Raw genomic sequence first — 16180 nt, forward strand, 5'->3', positions numbered from 1 at the left:
GGCGTCCGCAGACCGGCAGACCGAAGCGGGCCCGGCGTCCGCAGACCGGCAGACCGAAGCGGGCCCGGCGTCCGCAGACCGGCAGGCAGAGGCGGACCCGGCGTCCGCAGACCGGCAGGCAGAGGCGGACCCGGCGTCCGCAGACCGGCAGGTGGAGGCGGGCCCGGTGTCCGTGGAGGGGGAGGTTTCACGATGACTGCGTCGACGCCGGCGTCACGGACCACGGGGCCGGACGAGGAGGACGGCATCTCGGCACCCGCCGAGCACACCGCTCCCGCTGGTTCCGCCGACCCGCAGCCCGCCGAGCACACCGCTCCCGTTGGTTCCGCCGAACCGGAGCCCGCCGAACCCGGCTCCCCCACCGACGACTTCGACAAGGACACCCTCCCCGCGGCCCCCGGCGCCACCGCCGCCCTGCTTCGTTCGTTGCTCTCGCCGCTGCGCACCCGCGTCGTCGTCGCGACCGTGCTGCTTCTGCTGCAGCAGGCCGCCGTGCAGGGCGGCCCGCTCCTCGTCGCGTACGCCATCGACCGTGGCGTGCCCGCCGTGCGTGCCGGTGATCACGGGCCCCTCGTCGCCATCGGCATCGGCTACCTGCTCTGCGCGGGCGCCTCCGGCGCGTTCCAGTACGCGTTCATCGTGGCCTCCGCCCGCGTCAACCAGGACGTACTGCTCGATCTGCGCGGGCGCATCTTCCGCCACGCGCAGGCCCTCAGCGTGGACTTCCACGAGCGGTACACCTCGGGGCGGCTCATCTCCCGGTCCACCACCGACGTGGAATCCCTGCGGGAGCTTCTGAGCGAAGGGCTGCAGGAGCTGATCACCGTCGTCCTGTCCTTCGTCTACATCTCGGCGATGCTCCTCTGGCTCGACCTGAGCCTCGGCGCCGCGGCCGTCGCGTCGTTCGTGCCGCTCTACCTCCTCGTACGCCGTTACCAGCGCCGCGCGGGCCCGCTCTTCGGGAAGCGGTCCACCGCCATCGCCTCCGTCATCGTGAAGTTCGCCGAGACCATGAACGGCATCCGGCCGGTCCGCGCCTTCCGGCGCGAGCGCGCCAACGAGGCGGAGTTCGGCGCGCTCAACCGGCACCACGAGCGGGCCAACGGCGACGCCATGCTGGAGATGGCCCGCTACGTCGTCGGGTCCCGGCTCGTCGCCAACACGGCCGTCGCCGGCATCGTCCTGTGGGGCGCCTACCGCGTCACCGACGGCACCCTCGCACTCGGCGTCCTCGCCGCCGCCGTGCTGTATCTGCGGCGCCTGTACGACCCGATCGACCGGCTCGGCATGTTCCTCAACTCGTATCAGTCGGCCGCCGCTTCACTGGAGAAGGTCGCCGGGCTGCTCGCCCAGACGCCCTCCGTGCCCGAGCCGCACCCCGACCGCGCCCGGCCGCTGCCCGCCCTCGCGTCCGAACACCCCGGCCGCGAGGTCGACTTCGACGGCGTGCGGTTCGCCTACCGGACCGGCGGCGAGGTACTGCCCCGCTTCGATCTGACGCTGCCCGCCGGGCAGACCGTCGCCGTCGTCGGCTCCACCGGCGCCGGCAAGTCGACGCTCGCCAAACTGCTCGCCCGCTTCTACGACCCGACGGCGGGCCGGGTCCTGCTCGACGGCGTCGACCTGCGCGACCTCGCCAACGCCGAGCTGCGGCGGGGCGTGGTGATGGTGACGCAAGAGGCTTTTCTCTTCTCCGGGACCGTTGCCGAGAACATCGCCATCGGCCGCCCTGACGCCACCCGCGAGGACGTCGAGCAGGCGGCGAAGGCCATCGGCGCCCATGACTTCATCGCCTCGCTGCCTGACGGCTACGACACCGACGTACGCAAGAGGGGTGGCCGTATCTCCGCCGGTCAGCGGCAGCTCGTCGCCTTCGCGCGGGCGCTGCTCGCCGACCCTGCGGTGCTGATCCTCGACGAGGCGACCAGTTCGCTCGACATCCCGGGCGAGCGGGCCGTGCAGCGCGCCATGCACACGGTGCTGCGCGGCAGGACCGCCGTGGTGATCGCCCACCGGCTCTCCACGGTGGAGATCGCCGACCGGGTCCTCGTGATGGAGCACGGGCGCGTCGTGGAGGACGGCACCCCGGCCGAACTCGTCGCGGGGAGCGGGTCGTTCGCGGATCTGCACCGGGCGTGGCGGGACAGCGTGGTGGGTTAGCGGGTGGGGTAGCGGGTGGGGTCGCGGGGGGGGTAGGCCGCCTCGTGGGCCGCCTCGTAGGACGCAGGGGCACCTCCGGTAATCTGGACTTTTCCCCCAGAAGGAGTTGCGTCAGTGGAGTTCCGGCTGCTCGGAGCGGTTTCCGTCGCCACCGAGACCGGCGAACTGCCGCTCGGTCCCGCCAAGCGGCGCAGCCTCCTCGCCGCCCTGCTCCTGCGGCCCAACCGCCCGGTGCCGGTGGACCAGCTGACGGCCACCCTGTGGGATCACGAACCTCCGCCGCGCGCCCGTGGCGTCATCCAGGGCCATGTGTCGCGGCTGCGGGTCCTGCTCGCCGGAGCGGACGCCGAGATGTTCGGCGTGGAGCTCGTCACGCAGGGCACTTCCTACGTCCTGCGGATGCCGGAGAGCCTCCTGGACGCCCACCGGTTCGAGGAGCTGGTGACGCTGGCCCGCAGCCAGCGCGAACCCGCCGACGCGGTGTCGATGTACCAGGAGGCGCTGTCCCTGTGGCAGGGGCCCGCGCTGAGCGGCGCCTATCCGAGCCCGCCGCTCCAGGCCGCCGCGCACGCCCTGGAGGAACTCCGGCTCGCCTCCGTGGAGATGCTGGCCGGCGCCTACGCACGCCTCGGTGAGCACAACAGGGCGGCGGCCGTGCTGCGCGCGGAGGCCGAGGCCCATCCGCTGCGCGAATCGCTGGCCGCCGCGCTGATGCGGGCCCTGCAGCGTGCGGGGCGCCGCTCGGAGGCGCTCGACTGGTTCCACCGCACCCGGCGGCTCCTCGCCGACGAACTGGGCGTCGACCCGGGCCGTGAGCTGGCGGACGCCTACGGGGAGGCGTTGCGCGGGGAGGGCGACGGCGAGGGGGAAGCGGCGGGTTCGGACCCAGTGTCCGGGTCCGCGTCCAGGCCCACGTCCGGGCACGCGTCCAAGCCCACGTCCGCGACGCCGGGCGCCCGGCAGGGGCATCCCCGGCAAGGTCACGCCGGGCAAGGCCACTCCCGGCAAGCTCACGTCACGCAAGGACCGTCAGCCACCCTGCCCCCGGACACGGTCGACCTCCTCCCCCGCATGCCCCGCGGCTTCCACGGGCGCGCGGGCGAGCTCACCGACCTGTCACGCGCGGCCGCGGGCGAAGCGCCCGTGTGCCTGGTCACCGGGCCCGCGGGCGTGGGCAAGACGGCGCTCGTGGTGCACTGGGCGCACCGCAACCGCGCCGCGTTCCCCGGCGGCCTGCTCTACGCCGATCTGCGCGGCTTCAGCGACACCGGAGAGCCGACCCACCTCGAGGTGCTGCGCGAGTTCCTGCTCGCCCTCGGGGTCGCGCCGCGCAGGATCCCGGAGTCGGCGAACGGCGCCTCCGCGCTGTACCGGTCGCTCGCCGCCGAGCGCCAACTCCTCGTCGTACTGGACAACGCGCGCGGCTCCGACCAGGTCAGGGAGCTCCTACCCGGGGGCACCCGCTGCGTCACCGTGGTCACGAGCCGGTACCGCCTGCGGGGCCTGATCGCCTCCGACGCCGCACGCCCCGTACCCGTGGACGTACTCGAACCGGACGACAGCACGGCCCTGCTCGCCGCGGTGCTCGGCAAGGAGCGGGTCCTCGCGGAGCCGGTCGGAGCCCGGCGGCTCGTGGAGCTGTGCGGCGGTCTGCCGCTCGCGCTCCGGGTGGCCGCGGCCCGCCTCGCCGACCAGCCGGACTGGTCCCTGCGGGCGATGAGCACCGAACTTGCCGACGAGTCACGCCGGTTGAGCCTGCTCGACGTGGAGGACACGGGCGTACGGGCGGCGCTGCGGCTCACCGTGCGGCGGCTGCCCGATGACGTCGCGCACCACTTCGCCCACCTCGGCCGCCACCCGGGCACGCACGTGGACCGCTTCACGGCGGCGGCCCTCGCGGGCACGGACCCGGACACGGCGGAGGCCGCCCTGGACCGGCTGACCGCGGCCCATCTCGTCACCCGGAGCGCGCCGGGCCGCTGGACCCTGCACGATCTCGTACGGCTGTACGCGCGTGGCCTCGACGCCGGTCCTGACGCGCTGGTCCGGGTGCTCGACCACGGCGTGGCCACCGCCCTGGCCGCGGCAGGCGCGGCCGAGCCCGGCGACGAGCCGTGCTTCGCGCTGCCCGCGGACTTCCGTCCGCCGCACGCGATACGGGAGTTCGCGGACCGCGACGAGGCCATGGACTGGTACGCGGCCGAGCGTGACGACCTGACGCTGGCGGCGGCAGCGGCGGATGCCGCCGGACTGCACGGCAGGACCTGGCGGCTCGTCCTTGGGCTGTGGCCGCAGATGGTGTGGCGGGTCCTGGACGGCTGGACTCCCTTGCTGGAGACGGCACTTGAGGCGGCGCGAGCGGACACGGATGCTCGGGCCGAGTCGCGAGTCCTCGCCCTGCTGGGCTGGGTGCTGACCGAGGAGGGCCGCACCGACGAGGCCGTGGTCCATCTGGAGGCCGCGCCGGTGATCGCCGCCCGCGCCGGTGACCGGCGGGGCGAGGCGACGGCGCTGATCAACCTCTCGCTCGCCCAGGCCGCGCTCGGCAGCCCGGATGAGGCGGCAGAGGGCTGCGTACAAGCGGCGCACCTGGCCCGCGAGGCGGGCGACCGCCACACCGAACGCCTGGCCCTGCACCACCTCGCCCGGCACCAACTGGACGCCAGGCAGTGGCAGTCGGCCCTGGACACATCGATGGCGGCCCTGGCCGTCGAGAGCCCCGCGGACGCCTCGACGGCGTCCCGCGTACTGCTGCTCACCGCGGGCGGCGAGGCCCTCATCGGAATGGGCGAGGAGGCCGAGGGAATCCGCCGCCTGGAAAACGCGGCGAGCGAGGCGGAGGAGTCCGGCTACGACGAGGGCACGGTACGAGCCCTCGGCGCGCTGCTCCGTGTGTCGGCGGACGTGGGGCTACGGGCGCGATACGACACGGCGATGGTGCGCCTCGCGGCGCGGACGTAAAGGCGCCTGCGCCAAGGCGACTGCCCGGACATGCACCTGCGTCCGACACTGACGTCTCACCACGAGCAGCGCCCCGGAGCACGCCGCGCCACATGCCACATCCCCCCACGACTCAGTCGTGAGCGCGGGTGACGAACCCGCCGCGCGCACACGCGCAGACACCGGCCGAACGGGCTCGCGCACCGCGCCCCACGGCCAGCCGGACGGCAGCCGGCCGACCATACGAAACGGCGATGGCGCGACTGGCAGACCGGACGTGAGGGCGCCGCCTGTGCCGAGGGCAATGCACGGACGTGCGCCTGCGTCCGAGACTGACGTCTCGCCACGAGCAGCGCCCCGGAGCACGCCGCGGTGCGCGCCACATCACCGCACACCACGCAGTCGTCAGCGCGGACGACGAACCCGCCGCGCACACGCGCAGACATCGGCCGGACGGGCCCGCGCACCGCGCCCCACGGCCGGCCGACCATCGGGCCCGAGCACAGACCACCAGCCCGCCGCGCCGCCGCACCGCACCCCCGCCCACACACCACAAACCCCCAGCTCACCCCATGCTCGCGGCGCAACCCCCGTCACGTGAGCGGGACGTCAGTCGGGCGTGAGTGGGACGGCAGCGGGGGTGGTCACAGTGGTGTCGACAGCGGGGGAGACCAGCAAGTCCCGCACCCATCACCACCGCACGGGGGAACCTCATCATGCGTACGACCCGGATCCGCACCACCGTCCTCGCCGCCACCACCGCCGCACTCGCCCTGGCCCTGACCGCCTGTGGCGGCTCCAACGGCTCGGGCAGCTCCGGCAACGGTTCGAAGGCCGGTGGGAGCGGAAGCGTTGCCACGACCGACGGGGCGAAGAGCTCCGGGGCGACCACGGAGACGGCCGACACCGTCGAGACGTCCGGCTCCGGCTCCGGCGAGGCCGCCCCCGCCCGCGCCGCCAAGACCCAGCCGTGCAAGGGCGACGAGATCTCGTACTCCGTGCTGCACCGCTTCCCCGCGGAGGAGGGCGAGCACCTCCTGATCAGCGCGACGAACGCCGACTCCAAGTCCTGCTGGGTCACTTCCTTCCCGTCCGTGATGCTCGGCGACACCTCGAACGTCCTGCCCCACACGTCCAAGGACGCCCCGGGCGGCACCACCCGGATCACGGTCAAGCCCGGCGGCAAGGTCTACTCCGCCGTGGCCCTCTTCACCGACAGCGACAAGACCCAGACCTCGGCGGATCTCTCCATCGCCCTGCGCGACCAGACCGGCGACACCGGCCCCGGCGCCGAGACGGGCGCCTTCGACGGCCAGGGCGCGCCGTCGGAGTTCACCTGGTCCGACGCCGACGTCACCAACTGGAACACCACGAAGCCCTATAACTTCTGATCGCCCCCGCACGCAAGCACCGGCCTGGCGCGACGCAGCGCTCCAGGCCGGTTTTCGTGTGCCCCGACCGACCGGCAGCCGACGGCAGTTGGGGTGCGGAATCAGCCACGCCGCTCCGGGCCCCGGTAACCGGCCATCCTCGAACAATGCGGAGCCCTTCACCTTGAGCGACCCCTCCGTATATCGAACGTGGCCCACCGGGCAGCGGACCAGTTCCGGCCAAGTCTTGACGCACTCCTGACAAACAGAGCGCGCCGGTGCCACTCTTCCCCTCGATTCCCGGCTTCACCGCGCTCCACCAGAGCCGCACCAGCGCTCCACCGTTCGATTCCCTGCTCCACGTTCTGCCTTGTTCTGCTCTGCCCGGACGGCACGACCGCGCCGACCGGTCCCCCTGGCCGCGTATCCCGCGGCCGCGCAGAAGGAGTCCGTGTTGAGAAGCACCTCTCACAGACCTGCCTCCCACAGACGCGCCACCGCCGCAGGCGCCCTGACCGCCGTCGCCGCCCTCATCGCGGTGGCCTTCCAGACGGGCCCGGCATCCGCCGACGACCCCGCGATACCACCGGCCAAGACCCCGGCCGCCGCCAAGATAGGCAAGGCCGACCCCGGTTCCCTGCCCGTGAAGCTCACCCCCGCCCAGCGTGCCGCGCTCCTCAAGGACGCCAACGCCACCAAGGCGGACACGGCCAAGGACCTGGGGCTCGGCGCCAAGGAGAAGCTCGTCGTACGTGACGTCACCAAGGACGGTGACGGCACGACGCACACCCGCTACGAGCGCACGTACGACGGACTCCCCGTCCTCGGCGGCGACCTGGTGGTCGACGAGGCGAAGTCAGGGAAGACCGAGGGCGTCACCAAGGCCGCGAAGGCGGAGCTCAAGGGCGTCGACACCAGCGCCGACGTGAAGGCGGCGACCGCCGAGAAGCAGGCGCTCGGCGCGGCGAAGGCCGAGGGGTCGAAGAAGACCGACGCGGACCGCGCGCCGCGCAAGGTCGTCTGGATGGCCAAGGGCGAGCCGACTCTCGCGTACGAGACGGTGGTCGGCGGTCTTCAGCACGACGGCACCCCGAACGAGCTGCACGTCGTCACGGACGCGGCCACCGGCAAGAAGATCTTCCAGTGGCAGGGCATCGAGAACGGCACGGGCAACACCCAGTACAGCGGTCAAGTCACGCTCGGCACCGCCCAGTCGGGGTCCAACTACACCCTGACCGACACCGCTCGCGGCGGCCACAAGACGTACAACCTCAACCGCGCCACGTCCGGCTCCGGCACGCTCTTCTCGGGCGCGGACGACGTGTGGGGCAACGGACTGCCCGCCAACCTGGAGACCGCGGGCGCGGACGCCCACTACGGCGCCGCGCTGACCTGGGACTACTACAAGAACGTGCACGGTCGTTCCGGCATCCGGGGTGACGGCGTCGGCGCGTCCTCGCGGGTCCACTACGGCAACAACTACGTCAACGCGTTCTGGTCCGACGGCTGCTTCTGCATGACGTACGGCGACGGCGCGGGCAACGCCAAGCCCCTGACGTCCATCGACGTGGCGGCCCACGAGATGACGCACGGCGTCACGGCGGCCACCGGCAACATGACGTACAGCGGCGAGTCCGGTGGCCTGAACGAGGCGACGTCCGACATCTTCGCGGCGGCCGTGGAGTTCCACGCCAACAACGCGCAGGACGTCGGCGACTACAACGTCGGCGAGAAGATCGACATCCGCGGCAACGGCACCCCGTTGCGCTACATGGACAAGCCCAGCAAGGACGGCTCGTCCAAGGACTCCTGGTACTCGGGTATCGGCAACATCGACGTCCACTACTCGTCCGGTGTCGCCAACCACTTCTACTACATGCTGAGCGAGGGCAGCGGCGCCAAGGTCATCAACGGCGTCTCGTACGACTCGCCCACGTCGGACGGCCTGCCTGTGGCCGGAATTGGTCGTGACAAGGCGTCGCTCATCTGGTTCAAGGCGCTGACGACGAAGTTCACCACGACCACCAACTACGCGGCGGCGCGCACCGGGACCCTCGCGGTGGCCGGTGAGCTGTACGGCACCACCAGCGCCGAGTACGCGGCGGTGGCCCACGCGTGGGCCGGCGTCAACGTCGGAGCGCGGCCCGGCGGCCCCGGTGGTGGCACGGACTTCGAGAACACCACGGACGTCGCCATTCCGGACCGCGGCGCGGCCGTCACCTCGTCGGTAAACGTCACAGGCCGCACGGGCAACGCGCCCGCCGCGCTGAAGGTCGGCGTCGACATCGTGCACACCTGGCGCGGTGACCTGGTCGTCGATCTGGTCGCCCCGGACGGCTCGACGTACCGCCTGAAGAACTCGAGTTCGGGCGACTCGGCGGACAACATCGTCGAGACCTACACGGTCAACGCCTCGACCGAGGTGGCCAACGGCACCTGGAAGCTGAAGGTCCAGGACGTGGCCGCGCAGGACGTCGGCCGCATCAACAGCTGGAAGCTTACGTTCCCGTAGGCCCTGGGGCCCTGGCCCCGACCGGGCCTGAAGGTACGTGCAGACTGCGCCGCTCCGGGTGGATCAACTCCCCGGAGCGGCGCACCCATGTGCGGCGCCGGGTGGCGTAACACGCCGTTCGCATTGCGTACATGGACCATCGCTCAACGGACGATTTCTGGCCAACCTGCGGTCAGGGACCTGACATGAACCTGGCTCAACTGACACTCTTCCCTCGCACAGTCACACCAGTACACCCGCACCGCATCTTTCAGCCCGGACAGCCCCCCAATGCCGTCCGGGCCCCCCACAGAAGGAGCATGCGTGACCCCCCACATATCCCGTAAGCGCTCAACGCTGGCCATAGCCACGGCCGTTGCCGCAGGAGCCCTGCTCGCGGGCGGTCTGACCACCGGCGCGTCCGCGCAGCCCGACCGGGCCGCCGCGCCCTCGGGAGCGCCGGTCGCGCTCTCCTCCACGGCCCGCGCGGACCTGCTGCAGGACGCGAACGCCGAGAAGGCCGCCACCGCCGAGAAGATCGGCCTCGGCGGGAAGGAGAAGCTCGTCGTACGCGACGTCGTCAAGGACCGTGACGGCACCACGCACACCCGCTACGAGCGCACCTACGACGGTCTGCCCGTCCTCGGCGGCGACCTGGTCGTCCACACCGCGAAGAGCGGCTCGGTCAAGAGCGTGACCAAGGCGGCCAAGGCCACCATCAAGGTCGCCTCCACCTCCGCGAAGGTCGCGACCACGTCGGCCGCGAAGTCCGCCGAGTCGACCGCCGCGAAGACCGGCGACACCAAGAAGGCGGACGCGCAGGCGCCGCGCAAGGTCGTCTGGGCCGCGTCCGGCAAGCCGGTCCTCGCCCACGAGACCGTCGTCACCGGCGTCCAGAAGGACGGCACGCCCAGCAAGCTGCACGTCATCACCGACGCGGCCACGGGCAAGAAGCTCTTCCAGTACCAGGCCATCGAGAACGGCGCGGGCCACAGCCAGTACAGCGGCGACGTCGAGGTCGGCTCCAAGAAGGGCTCGAACGGCTTCGACCTGACCGACGACTCGCGCGGCGGCCACTCGACGTACGACCTGGCCCACGGCCAGAGCGGCGAGGGCAAGCTCGTCACGGACGACGACGACACGTGGGGCACCGGAAAGCCGGAGGACGCCCAGACCGCCGCCGTCGACGCCGCCTACGGCGCCCAGTTGACCTGGGACTACTACAAGGGCGTGCACGGCCGCGAGGGCATCAAGGGCGACGGCAAGGGCGCGACCTCGCGCGTCCACTACGGCAAGGCGTACGTCAACGCCTTCTGGGACGACAGCTGCTTCTGCATGACGTACGGCGACGGCGAGGGCGACAAGAAGCCCCTGACGTCGATGGACGTGGCGGCGCACGAGATGACGCACGGCGTCACGGCGGCGACGGCCAACATGGAGTACAGCGGTGAGTCGGGCGGCCTGAACGAGGCCACATCCGACATCTTCGCGGCGGCGGTCGAGTTCAACGCCAAGAACGCCGAGGACGTCCCCGACTACATGGTCGGCGAGAAGATCGACATCAACGGCGACGGGTCACCGCTCCGCTACATGGACAAGCCCTCCAAGGACGGCAACTCCCTGGACAACTGGAGCGCGGACGCGGGCAACGTAGACGTCCACTACTCCTCCGGCATCGCCAACCACTTCTTCTACCTGCTGTCCGAGGGCAGTGGCGCGAAGGAGATCAACGGCGTCAAGTACGACTCCCCGACCGCCGACGGCTCCAAGGTCGAGGGCATCGGGCGCGACAAGGCCGAGAAGATCTGGTTCAAGGCCCTGACGACGTACTTCACGACGACGACGGACTACAAGGCGGCCCGCGAGGGCACCTTGAAGGCCGCGACGGACCTGTACGGCGCGGACTCCGCCGAGGCCAAGGGCGTGGCGGCGGCCTGGACCGGCGTCAACGTCAAGTAACTCTCGCCAAGTAACTCTCTTTGCCGGGGCGGCACCCGGGGGCCTTCCTCCCCCCTGGGTGCCGCTTTTCCGCTCCCCTCGGAGCGTGCGACTCATTCCGTTCTCAGCTCGCGGCTTCCGGCTCGGTTCTTCGCGATGTTCCGTGTCTTCTTGGTGCGGGCCGAATCGGCGACCACGGCGAGTACCGCCGGCGACATCGACCACTCGGCGAGGTGGCGCTGCATCCAGTCCGTGACCTCCGCCAGCTCGGCCGGTGTCGGCACGTGACCGTCCTTGACGGACAGCCAGAACAGCCAGTCGTCGATGCGACGGCGGATGAACTCGCGGCACCCCTCCGCCGGGAGCCGGTCGATCTCCGGCAGCAGTTCCGCCGACCACTGCCGGAACTCGGCAGGACCGGTCACCTTCCACGCGATCTCGTCCACGAGGGCGACCACCGCTGTCTTGGACCCCATGACGTGGGGGTCGCGCAGGATCGTGGCCACGATCGCGCGGTCCCGGTCACGGCTCCGCGAGGAAGCGATCACCGAGACGACGCGTAGGTACGCGGACGTTCGGACGTGCTCGTCCGCGACGGCTTCGTCGACGTCCACGTCGATGATGCCGGCCTCCGCCAGCAACTCGGCCACATCGGAATGCAATGTCATCGCTTCATCCCTACTTGCAGGGTTTCTTGCCGGCCTCGGCGGCCGCGCGCTGCTCCTTCGCAGCCCGCTCCTCCGCCTGGCTTCGCCTGCCGAGCTTCCTGACGGCGGTCCTGATCTGCGGCTTGAAATGCTCCACCGCTTGTCGCTGCTTGCTCGAAAGCTCCGGTTGGTTGTGGAGGGGTTTGCCGTTCGGCCCGATCCTGACCTCGCGGCCCCCGCCACCGGTGACGTGAGCGTGCGCCGGCTTGTCGACGTCGTACTCGTGCACGACGATGCGCACGCCGTTCTTGCTTTCGTCCATGAGGGAAAGGCCCAGAGGGTCGATCCACATCAACGGGTTGGGAACGTAACTGTGCGGCGCGAAGCCACCGGCGAGACCGATCGGGTCCGAGGTGAGGTAGCGGGCGGTTTCGGGGTCGTAGTGCCGGAAGTAGTTGTAGTGCAGCCCCGTCTCGGGGTCGTAGTACTGGCCGGGGAAACGCAGTGGTGTGTAGGCGGTGGCGCCTCGGTTCCAGACCGTGGTGCCCCAGAGGGTGGTTCTGGAGCGCCAGGCGATGTCGCCCTGTTCGTCCAGGAGTTCGGTCGGGGTGCCGACGAGGTCGGTGACGATGGCGTAGAAGCGGGCGTCCACTTCTTCGTCGGTGAGGTGTTTGCGCTCTGTCTGGGCCAGGGGGCACAGTCCGTCATGGTCCCATGTGAGGGTCACTGATTCCGGTGCGCCCGGGGTGTGGCTCGTCTGTTCGCAGAGGGTCACGTCGTCCCAGGTGAAGTCGGTCTGTTCTGCCACCCCCTGTTCTGCCACTCCCTGTTCCGTCATGCGCTGTTTGGACACTCGGCGGCCCAGGGGGTCGTAGAGGTAGCGCCACCTTGTGCCGTCGGGGGTCACCACGGATGTGAGGCGGTCTTCCGCGTCCCATTCGTAGTGCCAGGTGTCGGGTTTGCGGGACAGGCGGGTCTTCTGGCGCAGGGTGGTGCGGCCTGCCGTGTCGTATTCGTAGCGGACGTTGCCTGCTGCGGTGATACGGGTGCCGGTGTACGCGCGGGGGCCTGTTGCCTCTTGGCCCGGCATGGGGGTCGGCCAGGAGGCGTCGGTCTGGTTGCCCGCCTCGTCGTAGGCGTAGGTTTCCGTCCAGCCTGCCGCGTGGACCGCCGTGACTCGGCCTGCCGCGTCGAGGTCGAAGCGCCGTGTGCCGTTGAGCTGGTCCTCCACGCCGGTCAGATGGTCGTCCGCACGGTACGTGTACGCACGGTGCTGGATACGTGTACGGGCCGGGCCCATCAGTTCCTGTTTCGAGAGGCGGCCCGCGACGTCATACACGTTCGTCAGTGTCAGGGCCTCGCCGACCGTGCGGGTGAGTTCCCGGCCCGCCCCGTCGTGCGTGAACGCCAGCCGTCGCCCGGACGCGGTCAGTTCGGTGCGACGGCCTGCCGCGTCGTACGTCCAGGTGCTCGTCGCGCCGGACGGTGTGGTGCGGCGGGTGCGGCGGCCCAGTGCGTCGTAGGTGTGGGTCAGGGTGCGGCCGTTGACCGTTTCCGAGAGCAGACGCCCTGACGTGTCCCTCTCCAGGGTCAGTGTCACGTCCGGGCTCACCGCCTCGGTGAGGGCGCCTGTCGCGTCGTAGGTGTAGCGCGTGATCGCGGCGCCTGCCACGTTCTGCGTGACCGTCCGGCCCAGCGCGTCCCGTTCGAAGATGATCTCGTCGCCCGTGGCCGTCGTACGGGTCACCAACTGGCCCGCCGCGTCGTGGGCGTACGTCAGTGTGTGGTCGTCGAAGTCCGTCTCCGCCACCAGGCGACCTGCCGGGTCGTACTCGTAACTCCAGGTGAGGCCCTGCGGGTTGGTGACCTTGCGGAGCTGGAGCTGGGTGTCGTGGGCGAACTCGTAGCGGGCGCCGTCGGGGTCCGTGCGGGCCGCGATCAGGTCGAAGTGCGTGTACTCGTGTGTCGTGGTCGCGCCCATCGCGTCCGTGTGCGAGGTGCGGTTGCCCTCGCCGTCGTACGTCCATGACTCCGACGAGCCGTCCGCCTCCGTGCGCCGCGCCAGCTTGCCCTCCACCGTCCACTCAAGGCGCGTGGTCGCGCCCGTCGGGTCCGTGATCGCGCTCGCGCGGCCGAAAGCGTCTAGGTCGTAGCGGGTCACCGCGCCCAGCGGGTCCCTGACTTCCAGCGGCAGGCCCGCCGCGTTGCAGCGCAGCCCGGTGGTGTGGCCGAGGGGGTCCGTGATGGTGGACACGGCTCCGGTGGCGTCGTGGGAGAAGTGGTGAGTCATGCCGTCGGGGGCGGTCACGCTGGTGCGGTTGCCTTGCTGGTCCCATGTCTGGCGCTGGACGGCGCCGTCCGGACCGACGATCTCGACCATCAGGTTGAGGTCGTTGTACACCGCACTGGCGCACGTGCCGTCCGGAGCATGTGTCGCGGTCAGATTGCCGTGCTCGTCCCAGGTGTTTTCGGTGCGGCGCCCCAGCGCGTCGGTACGGGCGACCAGGTTGTTCCAGCTGTCCCACTCGGTGTGGACGGTGCCGCCCAGTGGGTCCGTCTCGGAGAGGAGCTGGCTGAGGTCGTTGTAGCGGTAGACGGTGGTCTGGCCGAGGGCGTCGGTGTAGCGGGTCTCCTGCTCATCGGGGCGGTACTCGATGGTGCAGGCCAGGTGGTCGGCGGTGCTCTCGCCACGGACGCAGCGGTCTTCGCCGTCGTAGGTGAAGCGGTACCAGGTGTCATTGCTGTCGGTCCAGGACGTGACGCGGGCCCGGTCGTCGTAGTCCAGACGCAGCCTCGGCCCGGCCGAGTTGTGGACCTCGGCCAGATTGCCGACCTCGTCGTAGCCGTACGCGGCCACCAGGGTGCCGCCGGGGACGTCCTCGGTGCCGGTGCCGTTGCCGTTGCCGGAGGTGAGCAGACGCAGCGCGGTGATGCGGTTGTCGTCGGTGTCCACCTTCAGGTGGTAGCCGCCGGTGTGGCGTATCGCCGTGGGTGCGCCGGTGGGGTCGTGGTCGATGTCGATGCGGTTGCCGTTGCGGTCGGTGATGGCTCGCAGGGGCAGGGTTCCGTGTCGTTCTCCGGCTGGGGGGAGGAAGTGGCGGACGTGGCCGGTGTGCGGGTCGGTGGCCGTGACCGTGCCTGCGCCGTCGATGCTCAGCGGCCGGCGGGGGCCGTGGGCGGGCAGCACTGGTTCACCGCCGGGTTCGGGGTGGGGGTAGGACAGCAGCTGGCCGTCCTCGGTGACGTAGATCAGACCTTCGTCGTCGATCTCGACCCGCTCGTCCAGCGTCGAGGCCCATGAGTCGCCGTACCAGCGGCCCCAGCGGTACGTGGACAGGTGCGTGCGCTCGAGGACGAGTGGGAGCAGGCCCGGCAGGGCGATGTCGGTCTGCTCCATGAGCATTTCGCCGGAGATCATGTCGATGGGATCGCCGTTCTTGCAGCGGCCCTTGGCCGGCTTGCCCTTGCCCGCCACCTTCTTCATGCCGCCCGAGAGGGCGTTGCGAAGTCCCCGCCCCCCGGAGCGCAGTCCGCGGGCGGCGGCCTTGAGGCCCTTCATGCCCTTGGCGAGGCCGCGGAGGGAGGTCAGAGCCTTCATGCCGGGGATGCAGTCCAGGGCGGCGAACGCGACGTCCAGTAGCCCGGCTTCCCCGTTCGCGTATTTGTTGAGGGTGTCGGCCAGGACGACGAGGGCGGCAATCAGCACGATGGCGCCGAGGATCGGCCCGCCGACGATCAGGGCGATGACGCCCAGGACCGCGACGACGACCTTGCAGACGGCGACGATGGTGTCCCAGTTGTCGGTGACCCAGTCCCCGACCTCCTCCCACCACTTACGGTTCTGAATACCCGCGTCGGAAGCGTCCTCCAGCTTCTTCTTCGCCGTGCCCGCCGCGTCCTCGCGCATCTTGCGGGCGTCCTCGGCCATCTTCTTCGCGGCATCGAGGTTGCTCCTCGCCGCGGAGACATCCGACTTCGCGGCGCTCTGGGCCTTCTCGGCGGAGTTGGCGTTGCGGGTGGCGGCCTTGACCTTGTCCGGATCCGGCTTCGGAACGTCCTTCCCGGAGTCCTTGTCGTCCTTGTACTTGTCGGCTTCCTTGCCCGCCTTGTCCATCCACGAGTCCGCCGACGTTAGGCGGGTCTGGGCGGAGGACAAGTCGCCTTGCGCCTCACGCCCCTTGACCAGGGCCTTGTCCGCCAGCGCCTGGGCGCGCTCCAGCTCCGGCCAGTACGTCGACAGCGCGTCGCCCGCCATCTCGTAGCTCTTCTTGAGCTTCTTCAGCTTCCCCGGCGCATCCTCGAACTCCGCCGTGAAGGACTCCGCCGTCTTGCCCGCCCAGGTGAGGATCGCGTCCTCGCCCGCCATCCCCTTGATATCGCGGAGCACCTTCGACACGTCGTCGGCGAAATCGTGCAGATTCTTCGCCAGGTTCCGAACCCTGTCCGGATCACCGGGCGTCGGGTCCTTGTCCAAGTCCAGGACATGCCAATCCGCCGGACGATTCCCCGCCATGCCGCAACCCCCGTTGTGCTCATGCCTCTTGCCCCATCGCGCGCACTCACTCAGCGGGTGATGGTTCACGTCCCACTCCCCATGGGACAAGGGCTTCTTCAGGGGTGTGACGGTACCCCGG

7 protein-coding genes and 1 pseudogene are annotated in these 16180 nt (G+C 70.6%); 6 read left to right on the plus strand and 2 right to left on the minus strand.

Translation table 11 applies throughout. The features are described from left to right. The 6 genes and pseudogenes from ABD378_RS00145 to ABD378_RS00170 form a co-directional block, all read left to right on the plus strand. Positions 1–196, plus strand: a pseudogene (locus tag ABD378_RS00145) (hypothetical protein); the annotation flags it as partial. Beyond that, complete coding sequence (locus tag ABD378_RS00150; RefSeq protein ID WP_344518149.1) at positions 193–2160, plus strand: ABC transporter ATP-binding protein; 1968 nt, start codon at positions 193–195, stop codon at positions 2158–2160. The pseudogene ABD378_RS00145 and the gene ABD378_RS00150, both read left to right, overlap by 4 nt. A 114-nt stretch (positions 2161–2274) precedes the next feature. Further along, positions 2275–5121: an AfsR/SARP family transcriptional regulator gene (locus ABD378_RS00155; RefSeq protein ID WP_344518150.1), complete on the plus strand. Its 2847-nt coding sequence runs from the start codon at positions 2275–2277 to the stop codon at positions 5119–5121. A 695-nt stretch (positions 5122–5816) separates the two neighbouring features. After that, entirely contained in the window at positions 5817–6491 is a 675-nt protein-coding gene (locus ABD378_RS00160) for a DUF4232 domain-containing protein (RefSeq protein WP_344518151.1), read from the plus strand. A 430-nt stretch (positions 6492–6921) separates the two neighbouring features. Continuing rightward, positions 6922–8982: a M4 family metallopeptidase gene (locus ABD378_RS00165; RefSeq protein ID WP_425583801.1), complete on the plus strand. Its 2061-nt coding sequence runs from the start codon at positions 6922–6924 to the stop codon at positions 8980–8982. 303 nt (positions 8983–9285) lie between these two features. Beyond that, positions 9286–10920 (plus strand): M4 family metallopeptidase, encoded by a 1635-nt coding sequence (locus ABD378_RS00170; protein WP_344518153.1) that lies wholly within the window; start codon positions 9286–9288, stop codon positions 10918–10920. 92 nt (positions 10921–11012) lie between these two features. On the opposite strand, the gene ABD378_RS00175 is transcribed toward ABD378_RS00170, so the two are convergent. Next, positions 11013–11567 carry a hypothetical protein gene (locus tag ABD378_RS00175; RefSeq protein ID WP_344518154.1) on the minus strand — a complete coding sequence of 185 codons (555 nt, stop codon included), beginning with the start codon at positions 11565–11567 and terminating at the stop codon, positions 11013–11015. Between the two features lie 10 nt (positions 11568–11577). After that, positions 11578–16059, minus strand: a complete 4482-nt coding sequence (locus ABD378_RS00180; RefSeq protein WP_344518155.1) for an RHS repeat-associated core domain-containing protein — start codon at positions 16057–16059, stop codon at positions 11578–11580. Between the last annotated feature and the right edge of the window lie 121 nt (positions 16060–16180).

This window comes from Streptomyces rectiviolaceus (genome assembly GCF_039533825.1).
Taxonomy (GTDB): Bacteria; Actinomycetota; Actinomycetes; order Streptomycetales; family Streptomycetaceae; genus Streptomyces; species Streptomyces rectiviolaceus.

Bases quoted from the DNA above. Each gene is read 5' to 3' on its own strand.
- ABD378_RS00150 (WP_344518149.1), top strand. From the start codon at position 193: ATGACTGCGTCGACGCCGGCGTCACGGACCACGGGGCCGGACGAGGAG.
- ABD378_RS00160 (WP_344518151.1), top strand. From the start codon at position 5,817: ATGCGTACGACCCGGATCCGCACCACCGTCCTCGCCGCCACCACCGCC.
- ABD378_RS00175 (WP_344518154.1), bottom strand. From the start codon at position 11,567: ATGACATTGCATTCCGATGTGGCCGAGTTGCTGGCGGAGGCCGGCATC.
- ABD378_RS00180 (WP_344518155.1), bottom strand. From the start codon at position 16,059: ATGGCGGGGAATCGTCCGGCGGATTGGCATGTCCTGGACTTGGACAAG.